This is a genomic window from Desulfurobacteriaceae bacterium, assembly GCA_039832905.1.
In the GTDB taxonomy this organism is placed as follows: domain Bacteria; phylum Aquificota; class Aquificia; order Desulfurobacteriales; family Desulfurobacteriaceae; genus Desulfurobacterium.
Genome location: JBDOLX010000033.1, coordinates 20,493 through 33,814, shown reverse-complemented (window position 1 = coordinate 33,814; position 13,322 = coordinate 20,493). Strand labels below are relative to the sequence as shown.

19 protein-coding genes are annotated in these 13,322 nt (G+C 35.9%); 15 read left to right on the top strand and 4 right to left on the bottom strand.

Going from position 1 to position 13,322, the window contains the following annotated elements:
• Window positions 1-93 precede the first annotated feature (93 nt).
• The 11 genes from ABGX27_02525 (at window position 94) to acpP (ending at window position 8,223) form a co-directional block, all read left to right on the top strand.
• Window positions 94-1,002: a transglutaminase domain-containing protein gene (locus ABGX27_02525; GenBank protein ID MEO2068370.1), complete on the top strand. Its 909-nt coding sequence runs from the start codon at window positions 94-96 to the stop codon at window positions 1,000-1,002.
• Between the two features lie 72 nt (window positions 1,003-1,074).
• Window positions 1,075-1,452, top strand: a complete 378-nt coding sequence (locus ABGX27_02520) for a roadblock/LC7 domain-containing protein (protein MEO2068369.1) — start codon at window positions 1,075-1,077, stop codon at window positions 1,450-1,452.
• A gap of 10 nt (window positions 1,453-1,462) precedes the next feature.
• Window positions 1,463-1,669, top strand: a complete 207-nt coding sequence (locus ABGX27_02515; protein MEO2068368.1) for a hypothetical protein — start codon at window positions 1,463-1,465, stop codon at window positions 1,667-1,669.
• A gap of 50 nt (window positions 1,670-1,719) precedes the next feature.
• Window positions 1,720-2,301, top strand: coding sequence for a hypothetical protein (locus tag ABGX27_02510; protein MEO2068367.1), 582 nt, complete (start codon window positions 1,720-1,722; stop codon window positions 2,299-2,301).
• A 56-nt stretch (window positions 2,302-2,357) separates the two neighbouring features.
• On the top strand, window positions 2,358-3,299 hold the full coding sequence (gene fbp / locus ABGX27_02505; protein MEO2068366.1) for a class 1 fructose-bisphosphatase: 942 nt from the start codon (window positions 2,358-2,360) through the stop codon (window positions 3,297-3,299).
• A 52-nt stretch (window positions 3,300-3,351) separates the two neighbouring features.
• Window positions 3,352-4,221, top strand: a complete 870-nt coding sequence (locus ABGX27_02500; protein MEO2068365.1) for a phosphatase — start codon at window positions 3,352-3,354, stop codon at window positions 4,219-4,221.
• Window positions 4,208-6,193 carry a polyphosphate kinase 1 gene (gene ppk1, locus ABGX27_02495; GenBank protein ID MEO2068364.1) on the top strand — a complete coding sequence of 662 codons (1,986 nt, stop codon included), beginning with the start codon at window positions 4,208-4,210 and terminating at the stop codon, window positions 6,191-6,193. Before ABGX27_02500 ends, ppk1 begins: the two co-directional genes overlap by 14 nt.
• An 11-nt stretch (window positions 6,194-6,204) precedes the next feature.
• The gene (locus ABGX27_02490; GenBank protein MEO2068363.1) at window positions 6,205-6,693 is read left to right on the top strand and encodes a histidine phosphatase family protein; all 489 of its coding nucleotides are present in this window, start codon (window positions 6,205-6,207) and stop codon (window positions 6,691-6,693) included.
• A gap of 7 nt (window positions 6,694-6,700) precedes the next feature.
• Window positions 6,701-7,186, top strand: a complete 486-nt coding sequence (locus ABGX27_02485) for a DUF2391 family protein (protein ID MEO2068362.1) — start codon at window positions 6,701-6,703, stop codon at window positions 7,184-7,186.
• 20 nt (window positions 7,187-7,206) lie between these two features.
• Window positions 7,207-7,932, top strand: a complete 726-nt coding sequence (gene fabG, locus ABGX27_02480; protein MEO2068361.1) for a 3-oxoacyl-[acyl-carrier-protein] reductase — start codon at window positions 7,207-7,209, stop codon at window positions 7,930-7,932.
• Between the two features lie 54 nt (window positions 7,933-7,986).
• Window positions 7,987-8,223 carry an acyl carrier protein gene (acpP, locus tag ABGX27_02475; GenBank protein MEO2068360.1) on the top strand — a complete coding sequence of 79 codons (237 nt, stop codon included), beginning with the start codon at window positions 7,987-7,989 and terminating at the stop codon, window positions 8,221-8,223.
• Here acpP and acpS read toward each other — a convergent pair.
• Together acpS and pdxJ are read right to left on the bottom strand one after the other, a co-directional pair.
• Window positions 8,220-8,597, bottom strand: a complete 378-nt coding sequence (gene acpS, locus ABGX27_02470; GenBank protein MEO2068359.1) for a holo-ACP synthase — start codon at window positions 8,595-8,597, stop codon at window positions 8,220-8,222. The genes acpP and acpS overlap by 4 nt on opposite strands.
• A gap of 1 nt (window position 8,598) precedes the next feature.
• A complete protein-coding gene (gene pdxJ, locus ABGX27_02465) occupies window positions 8,599-9,333 on the bottom strand; it encodes a pyridoxine 5'-phosphate synthase (protein MEO2068358.1) in 735 nt (244 codons plus the stop codon).
• A gap of 63 nt (window positions 9,334-9,396) precedes the next feature.
• Here pdxJ and ABGX27_02460 point away from each other — a divergent pair, with 63 nt between their 5' ends.
• A complete protein-coding gene (locus tag ABGX27_02460) occupies window positions 9,397-9,711 on the top strand; it encodes a type II secretion system protein (protein MEO2068357.1) in 315 nt (104 codons plus the stop codon).
• Window positions 9,698-10,216, top strand: coding sequence for a prepilin-type N-terminal cleavage/methylation domain-containing protein (locus tag ABGX27_02455; protein ID MEO2068356.1), 519 nt, complete (start codon window positions 9,698-9,700; stop codon window positions 10,214-10,216). The genes ABGX27_02460 and ABGX27_02455 overlap by 14 nt, the downstream gene beginning before the upstream one ends.
• Here ABGX27_02455 and ABGX27_02450 read toward each other — a convergent pair.
• Both ABGX27_02450 and rpe read right to left on the bottom strand, forming a co-directional pair.
• Window positions 10,206-11,156 carry a ribose-phosphate pyrophosphokinase gene (locus ABGX27_02450; GenBank protein ID MEO2068355.1) on the bottom strand — a complete coding sequence of 317 codons (951 nt, stop codon included), beginning with the start codon at window positions 11,154-11,156 and terminating at the stop codon, window positions 10,206-10,208. The two genes, ABGX27_02455 and ABGX27_02450, sit on opposite strands and share 11 nt — an antisense overlap.
• Window positions 11,156-11,818 (bottom strand): ribulose-phosphate 3-epimerase, encoded by a 663-nt coding sequence (gene rpe / locus ABGX27_02445; protein MEO2068354.1) that lies wholly within the window; start codon window positions 11,816-11,818, stop codon window positions 11,156-11,158. Before rpe ends, ABGX27_02450 begins: the two co-directional genes overlap by 1 nt.
• An 81-nt stretch (window positions 11,819-11,899) precedes the next feature.
• Between rpe and ABGX27_02440 the strand changes: the two genes are divergently transcribed.
• The gene (locus ABGX27_02440) at window positions 11,900-12,415 is read left to right on the top strand and encodes a gamma carbonic anhydrase family protein (GenBank protein ID MEO2068353.1); all 516 of its coding nucleotides are present in this window, start codon (window positions 11,900-11,902) and stop codon (window positions 12,413-12,415) included.
• 44 nt (window positions 12,416-12,459) lie between these two features.
• Window positions 12,460-13,322, top strand: an 863-nt coding sequence (locus ABGX27_02435; protein MEO2068352.1) for a heat-inducible transcription repressor HrcA, incomplete at its 3' end; no start/stop codon positions are given.

The following is a 13,322-nucleotide window of genomic DNA, read 5'->3' as shown; positions in this document are numbered from 1 at the left end:
GTTTTATAGACTTCCCCTCGTTGATGTTTTAGGAGGAATTCCTGACTTTAGTAGCACAAGAGTGAGAATAGAAAAGCTTTAAGGAGGTATACAATGAAAAAATTACTTTTTCTTCTTTTTTTCCTTTTAACAGCTAAAAGTTTTGGTGCGACTTATGAACTAAAAGAAAGAGTGGTTTTGCGACCTCAACCGGATGCCAAGCTTATTGAAGTTTGGATACCAATACCTTATGAAAATAGGTGGCAAAGAATAAAGAAACTCAAAATTGAATCTCCATTCCCTTACATTCTTCAGAAAGAACCTGAGTATGGAAATAAGTTCTTGTACATAAGAAAAGAAGGAGGACTTAGAGAACCTGTTGAAATAAAAATTACTGCTATCATTGAAAGAGAAGAGCTAAAACCAACAAGATTTGAAGACAAACTTCTACTAAGATTTTATCTTCCAGACAGGCTTGTTCCTATTTCATCCTTTAAGAAACTAGCTTTTTCAATTGTAAATGGAAAGAAAACAGAAAAAGAGAAGTTAAAAGCAATTTATGACTACGTTGTTTCTAATATGAAGTATGACAAATCTGGAACGGGCTGGGGAAGAGGAGATGCAATTTGGGCTTGTAATTCAAAAAAAGGAAACTGTACTGATTTCCATTCCCTCTTTATTGCTCTGTCACGGGCAGTTAACATAGGAGCTGTTTTTGAAATAGGACTTCCTATAAACAAAAATGGTTTGATAAAGAGTTATCACTGCTGGGTTTTAGCTTTTCCACAAAAAGAAGTTTTTGGTATAGATGCTTCCGAAGCAGCAAAGCACAAAAACAAAAGGGATTACTTCTTCGGTCATCTTGACGATAAGAGAATAGGAATAACAAGAGGAAGAAACATTCTCCTTAATCCCCCTCAGCACGGAAAAAGGCTTAACTACCTTTGTAAAGCTTACGAAGAGGTCGATTTACGCCCGACAGCAGGAGTAGAAACTTACTACTTTGTTAAAAAGTTATTTTAACTTTCATTAAAGTACCTTGAAGTTAAAGCAAGTTCCTCTTATATTTTTATTAAAAAATTTTAGGAGGAAGAAGTGAGTATCAATTTGAGCGCAATAGCTGAAAAGGGAGAAGATATTTTGAGAGAGTTTGTGGTGAAGAACAAACTAGAAGGAGCTCTTATAGCTTCAGCTGAAGGATTAGAACTTGTAAGTTACTTCACCTCAGGACTTGATAAAGATCTCTTAGCTGCAGACTTTGCATCCATTCTAGCAGGTGTTAACGGTCTTTTAAGTGACAGTGGAAAGGGAGAACTTTCCGAAGTAATAGTAAAGGGAGAAAACGGATACTTAGCAATTGTTTCACTAGGTGAAAATGTTGTTTTGGGGGTGATAGCTCCTTCCGATCAAAAACTTGGGCTTTTAATAGTTGCCATTCAGCAACTTGTTAAGAAACTCACATCTTTAGAGTAAGGAGGGGATAATGAAAAGTGGGGATGCTAAGGAACGTTTACAGGAACTTATGGAAAAGATGAAAAAGAAAGAAATAGAACCAATTGATTTCTTTAAAGGAATGGTAAAGATTCTTGAAGAAGTAGAAATAAAAAATAGCGACTTAGAAGGTGCTACCCCTTTACTTTTAAACTTTGTTAATAGAGTTCTTCAAAATATGGAAAAGAGAGGTTCTTAGTTTTTCTCTTCTTTTTTCTTTCTTTAAAGTCTTAGTGTGTGGAGAAAGAGATGGTATCAATAAACGAGGTTTTTAGAGTTGGAAATCTGAATTTTGATATTCAAACAGAATATAAACCTAGGCTCGGAATTATTGTAGGTGAGATAATCCATAAGGGGAAAATTTTAAAAAAAATAACTAAAGAAGTTAAGAATAGAGAAAAAGTAGAAGAGGAAGTGAGAAGTGTTCACTCAAAGATATTAAAGACTTTGTACGAGAAGTTTTCAGCTTCTTCCAAGAAAGAATCCTTAGAGTTGATTTCAAACTTGAGAAAGAAATTGGTAGATATTGTAAAGAAAAACTTTCCGGAGAGTAAAATAACTTTTGTCCATTTAAACTATAAGGAAGTTGAAGTTTCTTACGAAAAAAGTCCTTTAGAAGGAGATGTTTTGAAAATAGAAAAAATAACTCCTTTTCTGGAGAAAATACTTGGAAAAAGGAAACTCTTTATCCTAAAAGTTAAAGACCTTGTCTTAGTAAAAATTTATGATCATGAACTCTCGCTACTTGTAGCGGTTAAAGGGCTAAAGTTAGGACTAGCCACTCTCCTTGTTGAGAAACTAAAGAAACATATAGAAAAAGACTTTTCTTAAAATTTCTCCCTCTCGTCTTGTTAAAATATCTCAAAAATTCTCAAAGGAGGAAAACTATGGCTGTCTCTTTTAACCAATATCTTTTGGAAAAAAGAAAGGAAATTCCTTTCCTAGACGAAGCTCTAGTAATTCTCCTTAATGAAATAACCTCAACCACAAAAGAGATTGCAGGAAAAGTTAGAAAAGCTGGACTTTTAAACATCTTGGGAAGTGCAGGAAAAGTTAACGTTCAAGGTGAGGAAGTTCAAAAGCTCGATGAACTTGCAAATGAACTTCTTCTAGAAAACCTGAAAAAGACAGGTGTGGTATCCGAAATAGCTTCTGAAGAGCTTAAGGAGTCTTTAAAGTTTGATTGTGATGGTTATGCAGTTTCCTTTGATCCTCTTGACGGTTCCTCAAACATAGATGTAAACATTAGCATTGGAACAATCTTTTCCATTCAAAAAGGTTCTGTTAAGAACCAAGGTAAAAATATTTTAGTGGCAGGATACGTTATATACGGACCAAGCACTATGCTTGTAATATCTTTTGGAAAAGGTGTTGTTGGATTTACTTTTGATACTGAGTCTGGAAACTTTCTCCTTTCTCACAGTTGTATAAAGCTTCCAGAAAAGGGAAAGATTTACTCTATTAATGAAGCTAACGCCGATAAGTGGACAAGCGAGGGACTTAGAAAATTTGTAGAATTCTTAAAAGGTGAAAAGTACACACTTAGATATGTAGGTTCTATGGTTGCGGATGTTCACAGAACTCTCTTTAAAGGGGGAGTTTTCATCTACCCCGCAGATAAGAAAAATACAAATGGAAAGTTAAGACTTCTTTACGAAGCCAATCCAATGTCCTTCCTTATAGAACAGGCTGGTGGAATTGGAACTACAGGAAAAGAAAGAATTTTAGATATCGTTCCAGAAGATCTTCATCAGAGAGTACCTGTAATTGTTGGTAGCAGATGGGAAGTTGAAAAGTGTCTTGAGTTTATTAAAGAGTTCGACTCTTAAGGTATCGTAATTGGAGGGAGGGGGAATAAATTAGAAAGCTTGAGGATAAATTGTGAAAAAAGTTGCTGTTGTTGATATTGGTTCGAACACAGTTAAGCTTGTGATATACCGTGTAAAAAATAAAAAAATAGAAAAAGTCTACTCAGAATCTGTTTATCTGAGGCTTCTAAACTATTTAGAAGATGGAGATCTAAAAGAAGAAGGGATTTTAAAGCTTGAATTAGCGATCAAAGATTTTAAAGAGAAAGTAAGTGAGTTTTCTCCTGATTGTACTATAGCTTTTGCAACACATGTTCTTAGAGTCGCCAAAAATAAAGGGTATGTTCTGGAACGAATCAGTAAATATTTTGATGTCGAAATTCTCTCTGGAGAAGAGGAAGCTTTCTTCTCTGCTCTCGGAGCTTTACTTGATGTAAAAGTGAAAAAAGGGCTTCTTTTTGATATTGGAGGGGGTAGCTTAGAAATTTGTGAGGTAATTGATTCAAAACCCAAATTTTGTAAAAGCTATCCGCTGGGAACTTTGTCTTTCAGGGAATTTGTAAGAAATGGTTATGTTGAAAATGAAATAGGTATTAGATGGAAGGTTCGAGATTTAGTTAATCCTTACGATTTTGAAACTTACGAAAGTGAAATACTTATAGGAGTTGGAGGAAGTGTTAGACCTTTAAGAAAAATAGCAGGAAAGAGAAAGATAAAAAGAAAACAGTTAAAAAGTATAGTTGAGAAACTGAAAACAATGAAACATATTGAAGTTGCTGAAAGTTTTGGAATACCTGTTGAAAGAGCCAGAACTGTTCTTGTTGCAGCAATAGTCGTTGAAGAACTAATGGATATATTCAAAGTAAGAGAGCTTGTAATATCCAAAACAGGTGTTCGCGAAGGAATTGTTTTTAAAAGGGTAATAGAAGATGGAGAATGTTAAAAATCTTGATAACTCTAAGCTTTACATAAATCGAGAACTTAGCTGGCTGGAATTTAACAGAAGAGTTTTAGAAGAAGCGGAAGACCCAACCAATCCTCTTTTAGAAAGGTTAAAGTTTATAGCTATTTTCTTTACAAACCTTGATGAGTTTTTCATGATAAGAGTCGCAGGACTAAAGCAGATGGTCTCTGCCAACGTGAATAGACCTTCATTCGACGGTCTTACTCCCAAAGAACAGCTTAGGAAAATAACTCAAAAAACCAAACAACTGCTTAAAGATGTTGAAGTTCAATACAAGAAGTTAATTTCCGAACTCCAAGAGGAAAAGATATACATTCATAAGTATTCTGAACTACCTAAGGCATTAAAAAAAAGGGCTGATAAATATTTTGAGGAGTTCGTCTATCCTATTTTAACACCTCTTGCTGTTGATCTTACTCATCCCTTTCCTCACCTACCGTCTCTTAGCTTCAACATAATAGTTGAAATAATTTCTGATGAACTTAAGTTTGGTTTAATACCTATTCCTAAGGTTTTACCGAGGTTTATAAAATTAAAAGAAAAGGAGGAACATTACCTTTATCTAGAAGATTTGATAATAAACCACATAAGGGAGTTATTTCCTAATCAAGAAATAAGGGGTATAGCAACCTTTAGAGTAACAAGAGATGCTGACATTGTGATTCAAGAGGATGAAGCGGATGACCTTCTTGAGGAAGTAGAGAAAGGACTTAGAAAAAGAAGGTTTGGAAATCCTGTTAGGCTTGAAATAAATGGCGGTTCGGACTTTATAGTTAATTTCCTAAAAGATGAGCTTGAAATAAAGGACTACGACGTTTATAAGTTGGACATTCCTTTAAACCTTTCAGACTTGTGGAGTCTTTATAGGGAAATAGATAGGCCAGATTTAAAGTATCCTCCATATATTCCCTACTACCCTCCTCAATTCAACATAGAAATTTTCAACGCCTTAAAGAATCACGAGTTTATCCTTTTTCATCCTTACGAGTCCTTTGACCCTATAGTTGAGCTTGTTGAGGAAGCAGCAGAAGACCCAAATGTTTTGGCCATAAAGCAGACCCTCTATAGGGTTGAAAAGAATTCTCCAATAGTTGAAGCTCTTAGCAAAGCTGCGCAGAACGGAAAAGAAGTGACGGCCGTTGTTGAGATAAAAGCAAGGTTTGACGAGGAAAGCAACATTGTTTGGGCAAGGAGGTTAGAAGAAGAAGGAGTTCACGTAATTTATGGAATTCCTAGACTTAAAACTCACGCAAAGCTTTTAATGATTGTTAGAAAAGAAGAAAACGGAATAAAAAGGTACATCCACATTGGAACAGGAAACTACAACGTTGAAACTACCAAAGTTTACTCCGACGTCAGTTATCTAACATCCGACCCCGAAATAGGAGAAGATGTATCAAAGATATTTAACGTCCTTACCGGCTACTTTCATCCTCCAAAGCTTAGCAGGATTTTTATATCCCCTATTGACTTAAAGAAGAAAATTCTTGAAATGATTGAAGAAGAAGCCGAAAGTGGTAAGGACGGAAGAATAATTGCAAAGATGAACTCTCTTGTAGATCCAGACGTCATAAAGGCACTTTATAGGGCGTCACAAAAAGGTGTAAAAATTGACCTTATAGTAAGGGGAATTTGTTGTCTTAGGCCCGGTATTGAAGGAGTAAGCGAGAACATTAAAGTTATAAGCATTGTTGGAAAATACCTTGAACACGCAAGGATCTTCTACTTTAAAGCTAAGGGAGAAGAAAAACTCTTTATAAGTAGTGCGGACTGGATGCCTAGAAACTTTCATAGGAGAGTAGAAACTCTCGTTCCGATAGAAAATAAAGAACTTAAAGAGAAACTAAAAAAAATTCTTGAAACTCAATTAAAAGATACGGCTAAAGTGAGAATTTTGCTTCCAACGGGAGAATATGTGAGACCTACAGAAAGAAAATTCAATTCACAGTAGTATTTTGAAAGATGGGTAAGACAGATAAAGTAAGGAGAATATTCCTAATAAGACACGCAAAAGCAGAAAAAAGGGAAAACTGGAAAGAAGACGACTGTAAAAGACCTCTTACCGAAAAGGGAATAAAAGAGTTTAGAGAATTTTCTAAATGGCTTGCAGGTATATTACCTGAGGATTTAACCATTATTTCGAGTCCTTGTGAAAGATCCTTAAAAACTGCCAAAATCTTGGCAGAAAACTTAGGAATTGATGTAATTGTTGATGAAAAACTTTCTCCAGATGCAGAACCGGAGGATTACTTAAAGGTTATAAAGAAACATAAAGGAAACCTTGCACTTGTTGGACATGAACCCGATTTAAGTCTTTTCCTTAACGAGATTACCTGTATTAGTCCAAATAGAATTGCTTTTAAAAAGGGAACAGTGGCTGAAATTTGGCAAAAAAAGGATAAATTTCTCTTTTCCGGTTTCTATATCCCAAAGGTAATTCTTAACTTGTAGCGAGAAAATGCTGGAAAGAGAAAAGATAGAGAAGATAGAAAAGGAACTTGAAGCTTTAGACAAGAAGCTTTCAAAAGTTGCAGAAAGTTTAGAGAACAAAAAGCAGAACTTAAAGTTTAGTGATATTATTCAAGAGCTTGCAGGGGCTATTATACTGGCTTTTCCTTTTGCAGCAAATGCCGATATATGGGAAATTTCAAAGAATATGACTGAGTACCACGCTTGTGCTTTACTTCTTTTTATGAGTTTAGGACTTTTTGTTTTTATAAGGTACTCGAATCTTGGGAACTGGAAAGTCCAGAATATTATAGGATTCTTGCCTTTAAGGCTAATTACAACCTTGTTAATTTCCCTTACGGTTTCTGCTTTTTCACTTCTTATTCTTGGGATATACCCTTCCATAATTGACAATCTCTCCTGGTTTGTTAAAACTGTTATACTTGTCTCTCTTTTTTCAGTTATAGGAAGTATTGGACTTGATGCTGCAAAGTAAGAAGCTTAAAGGGAGGAAATATGGAGGAGTTAAAAGGAAAAGTGGTTTTAATAACAGGGGGAACAAGAGGGATAGGAAAAGCTATTGCAGAAAGGTTTAAAGAAGTGGGGGCTATCGTTTACATTACAGGGACAAACGAAGAGAGAACGAAAAAAGTGGCAGAGGAACTGGGAGTTAACGGTGTCAAGATGAATGTTATTGATAGAGATGAGGTTAAAAAGGTTGTTGCTGAAATAATAGAAAAAGAAGGGCAAATAGATATTTTAGTAAATAATGCAGGAATCACAAGGGATACACTGTTTTTAAGGATGAAAGATGAAGACTGGGATACTGTCATTAATACAAACCTTACAGGTGTTTACAACACAACAAAAGCAGTAGTTCCATCCATGGTTAAGAAAAGAAGTGGAAATATTATTAACATTTCCTCTGTTATTGGGTTTACCGGCAACATTGGTCAAGTTAACTACTCTGCTACTAAGTCCGCCCTTATAGGGTTTACAAAATCTTTAGCCAAAGAGTTGGCAACTCGTGGGATAAGAGTTAACTGTGTAGCTCCTGGATACATTACGACCGATATGACAAAAGCTATTCCTGACAAAATAAAGGAGGAACTTCTAAAATCCATTCCTATGAGAAGGGAAGGAGAACCAAGAGAAGTGGCTGATGTCTGTCTGTTCTTAGCTTCAAACATGGCTTCTTACATTACAGGAACGGTAATTCACGTTAATGGTGGACTTTTTTAACACTTAGACTATAATTGCACACGAAACTGAAAAACAAAAAGGAGGTAAAAGAGAATGGAGAACATCGAACAAAAAGTAAAGGAAATCGTAGCTGATAGACTTGGCGTTGACCCAGATGAGGTAACTCCAGAAGCTTCTTTTGTTGAGGATCTTGGTGCTGATTCTCTTGACCAGGTAGAGCTCGTTATGGCTCTTGAAGAAGAATTTGGAATTGAAATTCCAGATGAAGATGCTGAAAAGATTCAAACTGTAGGAGACGCTATAGAATACATTCAAAAGCACTTGTCTTAATTACACGCCCCCTTCTCAGGGGGCACTCTAACAATATTAACAACAGCTATTGCAAACTCTCTTTCGTGGGAAATACTGTAAACAAGTCTGTATTCCTTTTCTTTCTTAACTTGAACTTTTAACCCTTTTCCTCCACCTTCAATAGCTATATCTCTAAACGTTAGGTTTTTTCCAAGTTGGGAAAATGCCTTTATGACAGCCTCTTTAAGAGCAAAACGTGCAGCAATACATCCAAAAAGCTCTCCTTTTCTTTTCTTAAAGCAGTAGTCCACTTTCTCTGGAAAGACTTTATATAAAAATCTTTCTCCGTATGTTTCAAAAAGTCTTTCTATCCTTCTTACAGAAACAATATCTATTCCGCAAGCTACAGCCATTTTAGGAATTAATAATCCTTATCATTTCTTGAACAGCTTCTTTTAAACCTTTAAGAACTGCATTGGCAACTATTGAGTGTCCAATGTTTAATTCCTCAATTTCTGGGATTTCTGCTACTGGTTTTACGTTTTTATAGGTGAGTCCGTGTCCAGCGTAAACTCTTAAACCAATGCTTTTGGCAAATTTTGCAGCTTTTCTAAGACGTTCAAGTTCAGCTTCCACATCTTTTTCTCTTTTTTCGTTAAAAGCTTCTGCATAGCGTCCTGTGTGAAGCTCAACGGCTACTGCTCCTACCTCTTTGGCAGCCTCTATCTGCTTTTCATCTGGATCAATGAATATGTTTACAACGATTCCGGCTTCTTTTAGTTTACTTACAGCTTCCTTTATTTTCTCCTTTTGAGAGATAACGTCTAAACCGCCTTCTGTTGTAACTTCTTCCCTTCTTTCTGGAACCAAAGTAACTTGGTAGGGTTTTACACGGAGTGCCAAGTTAATCATTTCTTCTGTTACAGCCATTTCAAGATTAACTTTTGAATGAATTACTCCTTTTATAAGCTCCAAATCTCTTTCATTAACGTGTCTCCTATCTTCCCTAACATGAAGCGTAATCTGGTCTGCTCCTGCTAAGTCTGCTATAACTGCAGCGTGAACAGGATCTGGTTCAAAAGTTCTTCTTGCATTTCTGATAGTTGCAACATGATCTATGTTAACACCAAGTCTTATTCTTTTTTTCATTCTTTCCTCCTACAAAATCTTTAATGTAGAATTATAAAAACTTCTTTTTTGAAGAGCTAAAAATTGAAACCTGCTTTTACTCTTCTTGAAGTTATTATCGCTGTTGCTATTGTAGGATTGGCATTTTCTTCTTTTTTAGCTCTTTCAGGGAAGATGGTTGAAATAACAACTGTTTCTTTAAAAACGACACTTTCAACTGTAGCGGTTCATAATGCCATTAACGAGGTTGTTTATGCCAGAAAAAGTAAGAACGGAAAAAAGGAAACTGTTCTAAACTATGAGATAAAACTAAAGCAGAACTTTGAAGATTTAATGGGGTATAGAGTCGTAAAAGTAGAGGATTGGGAGGGACTAGTAGAAGTTTATGAAGTTCGGTAAAGGATTTACCCTCTTAGAAATATTGATGGCTATCGCGCTGGCTAGTGTTGTGGTTACAGTTTCATACTCAATTTTCAATTCTTTGGAACGTTCTGGAAAATTGGTCTCTGAAAGTAGCGAAGTTCAAAGTACGGTTATTCCTATTTTCTATCTCTTTCTAAAGGATTTTGAATCAATAGATAGAAGGTATGGAAAAATTTCTATCCAAAGAGATGAAAACTTGAATACCGATTTTGTAGAAATTTACACCCATTCCTGTTATTACTTTAAAGGGATTTGTAAAGTAAAGTATTGGTTTTACAGGAACAAAGATAAGAATCTTTCTTTCTTAGTGAGAAGTGAGTCCCGAATAAACTCTACATCGAACATAAGCGTGGATGTTCCTATTTCCTCAAAGTTTGAAAGAATGAATATCTCGTTTTTTCCTCAAAATTCTTTATTAAAAGTCGTTTTAGAGAAAAAAGGGGAGGAAAAGCTCCCCTTCATTTTTAGAATTAGAAACTGAACATTCTTGTTAATGATTCTCCAAAGTGTATTCTTCTTATAGCTTCTGCAATAAGGTTAGCTACGGTTAGAACTTTAACTCCTTCAAACTCTTTCTGTAGAGGAATGGTATCTGTAACAATAACTTCTTTAATGATTCCTTCTTTTACTGCATTTTCCAGTCTCTCGATTGCAGGACCAGAAAAGACTGGATGGGTACAAGCAGCGAAAACTTCTTTTGCTCCCCTCTCCTTTATTGCCCTTGCAGCATTTACGATAGTTCCTCCAGTATCGATAATGTCATCAATGATTATTGCTTTCTTTCCTTCAACTTCACCTATTATATTCATTACTTCAGAAACGTTAGGTCTTGGACGTCTTTTATCAATTATTGCAATTGGAGAACCCAAAACTTTTGCAAAGTTTCTTGCCCTTGCTACTCCCCCGATGTCTGGAGAAACTACGACGGTGTCTTCTCCACCAAGACCGCTTGACAGGAAATACTCAGTCAAAACAGGACGGGCTTGTAGGTGGTCAACAGGAATATCAAAGAACCCTTCCACTTGCTTTGCGTGAAGGTCTATTACAACCACGTGATTAACACCAGAAACAGTAATTAAGTCTGCAAGAAGCTTTGCACTGATTGGATCTCTTGGATTTACTTTTCTATCCTGTCTTCCGTATGCGTAGTATGGAATTACGGCAGTTATTTTTCCAGCAGACGCTCTCTTAAGTGCATCTGCAATTAAAAGAAGTTCCATAATGTTGTCGTTAGCAGGGCGGCACAACGACTGAATAATGTAAACATCACAGTCCCTTACACTCTCATTTATTACTACTTGAGTCTCTCCATCGCTAAACTTTGAAACTGTAACGTCTGCTAGTGGTATGCCAAGATTTCCAGAAACAGCTTTTGCTAGCTTAACGTTTGAGTTTCCAGTAATTAGCTTAACCTGCTTCATTATTCCTCCCATTTACTAAATTTTTCTTTAAACATTTTTACATTTTCCTTTATATCTCCTTTAAATACGGCAGAACCCGCAACAATTATATCAGCGCCAGCAGAAAGAACCTCTTGGACATTGTCTACCTTTATTCCACCGTCAACTTCTATTTTTACTTTTAAGTCTTTTTCTTCGATTATTCTTTTCAATTTCTTTATCTTTTCTACTGAGGACTCTATGAACTTCTGTCCTCCAAAGCCAGGATTAACAGACATAACAAGGACAAAGTCAACAAAAGGAAGAATCTCCTCTAGTAGAAAAACAGGAGTGGACGGATTTATAACTATTCCTGCTTTTTTTCCAAGATCTTTAATTTGGGAAACTATCCTATGATGATGGACTGCTGCCTCAAAGTGGAAAGATATCCAGTCGGCTCCGGCTTTTGCAAAGTCCGTTATGTACTTTTCAGGTTCTACTATCATTAGGTGAACGTCTAAAGGAAGGTCTGTTATTTTTCTTATGGATTCAACAACACAAGGACCAATAGTTATATTAGGGACAAACCTTCCGTCCATCACGTCAACGTGGAGCAGATCTGCACCAGCCGCTTTTGCTTCCTCTATGTCCTTTTCAAGATTGGCAAAGTTTGCAGAGAGTATAGAAGGGGCAAGGAGTGGCATCGTAAGTCCTCCAAAGAGTTTAGCGAATTTTAACAAAAAGAAGGTGATAAAATGGAAGTAAAACTTTTTTGGAGGTAGACCTTGATTAAACCTTTTAAAAACTTAAAACCAAAAATCGGAGAAAGAGTTTTTATAGCAGAAGATGCTGTGGTAATCGGAGATGTTGAAATTGGAGACGATAGCAGTATTTGGTTTAAAGCAATCTTAAGAGGAGATGTTAACTACATTCGTGTAGGGAAGTGTACATCTATCCAAGATGGTACAGTAGTACACGTAACAAACAAAATCCACCCAACGGTTATTGGAGACTATGTAACCGTTGGACATGCTGTTAAGCTTCATGGGTGTACTATCAAAGATAACTGTTTAATAGGTATAGGGGCAATTATTTTGGATGGATCTCTTATAAATGAGAACTCGATAGTTGCAGCTGGAAGTCTTGTCCCACCGGGAAAGGAGTTTCCTCCAGGAAGTTTAATAATGGGATTTCCTGCTAAAGTTGTTAGAAAATTAACTGATGAGGAGATAGTAAACCTCAGAGAACATGCTGAAAGGTATGTTAAGTATAAGAATGAGTATCTACAACATTTTAAATAAGTTTATATTTTATACTGAAAAAATTTGTGAATTCAAGGGTGAAGATGAACACGAGAAACGTTGAAAATTTAACAGAAAGAGAAAGAGGTATCCTTCTAAAGGTAGTGGAACTTTACATAAAGACTGGAGAACCTGTCGGTTCAAGGACTGTCCAAAAGGTTTACGGATTAAAAATTAGTCCTGCCACCATAAGGAACGTAATGGCTGATTTAGAGGATAAGGGGTATCTTTACCAACCCCACGTTTCTGCAGGAAGAGTGCCAACCGATGAGGGACTTAAAGTCTATATAAACCATCTCTTTTTAGCCCTCGAAGAAGAGGATACTTCTTTGGTTAGCAGGCTCTTGGATTACGTTCGTTCACGTGGAGTTTACGAAGTAGAAGATATCCTCTCTACCGTTCTTGATTTCTTACAGGATTCTACAGGGTATCTTGGCTTTGGTATGAACTTTGCTGAAAACTTAAGTGTTAATACTATTACTCTGATAAAAGTAGCTTACGGAAAAATCTTAATGGTTATAAACTTCTTGCCTGACTATATAATCCATAGGGTGATTGATATTGAAATTCCGCAAGAAAACCTTCCTAAGCTTTCGAAGGAACTAACAAAAAGGTTTAAAGGAAAGACAATATCAGAGATAAGAAAGGAGCTTGTGGAGGAAATAAATTCCATAAGAGAGGAGTTTACAAGTATTTCTTTTAGAGTAAATACCCATATACTTTCAACGCTAAACAGTGTTAATCAACTAAAGCTTCATGGGACACCAAACATTGTTAACATTTTGGAAGACGATATAGAAAGATTAAAGGATATCTTGCGGATTCTTGAAGAAAAAAGTTTGCTGTTAGAAATATTTTCAAAGTTTGTAGAGAAAGAGAAAAAAGTTGATGTGATTTTAGGTTCTGA

What these genes read in the sequence shown, in the direction of transcription:
- ABGX27_02525 (MEO2068370.1), top strand. Translation starts at nt 94, where the DNA reads ATGAAAAAATTACTTTTTCTTCTTTTTTTCCTTTTAACAGCTAAAAGT.
- ABGX27_02515 (MEO2068368.1), top strand. Translation starts at nt 1,463, where the DNA reads ATGAAAAGTGGGGATGCTAAGGAACGTTTACAGGAACTTATGGAAAAG.
- ABGX27_02510 (MEO2068367.1), top strand. Translation starts at nt 1,720, where the DNA reads ATGGTATCAATAAACGAGGTTTTTAGAGTTGGAAATCTGAATTTTGAT.
- fbp (MEO2068366.1), top strand. Translation starts at nt 2,358, where the DNA reads ATGGCTGTCTCTTTTAACCAATATCTTTTGGAAAAAAGAAAGGAAATT.
- ppk1 (MEO2068364.1), top strand. Translation starts at nt 4,208, where the DNA reads ATGGAGAATGTTAAAAATCTTGATAACTCTAAGCTTTACATAAATCGA.
- ABGX27_02490 (MEO2068363.1), top strand. Translation starts at nt 6,205, where the DNA reads ATGGGTAAGACAGATAAAGTAAGGAGAATATTCCTAATAAGACACGCA.
- ABGX27_02485 (MEO2068362.1), top strand. Translation starts at nt 6,701, where the DNA reads ATGCTGGAAAGAGAAAAGATAGAGAAGATAGAAAAGGAACTTGAAGCT.
- fabG (MEO2068361.1), top strand. Translation starts at nt 7,207, where the DNA reads ATGGAGGAGTTAAAAGGAAAAGTGGTTTTAATAACAGGGGGAACAAGA.
- acpP (MEO2068360.1), top strand. Translation starts at nt 7,987, where the DNA reads ATGGAGAACATCGAACAAAAAGTAAAGGAAATCGTAGCTGATAGACTT.
- acpS (MEO2068359.1), bottom strand. Translation starts at nt 8,597, where the DNA reads ATGGCTGTAGCTTGCGGAATAGATATTGTTTCTGTAAGAAGGATAGAA.
- pdxJ (MEO2068358.1), bottom strand. Translation starts at nt 9,333, where the DNA reads ATGAAAAAAAGAATAAGACTTGGTGTTAACATAGATCATGTTGCAACT.
- ABGX27_02455 (MEO2068356.1), top strand. Translation starts at nt 9,698, where the DNA reads ATGAAGTTCGGTAAAGGATTTACCCTCTTAGAAATATTGATGGCTATC.
- ABGX27_02450 (MEO2068355.1), bottom strand. Translation starts at nt 11,156, where the DNA reads ATGAAGCAGGTTAAGCTAATTACTGGAAACTCAAACGTTAAGCTAGCA.
- rpe (MEO2068354.1), bottom strand. Translation starts at nt 11,818, where the DNA reads ATGCCACTCCTTGCCCCTTCTATACTCTCTGCAAACTTTGCCAATCTT.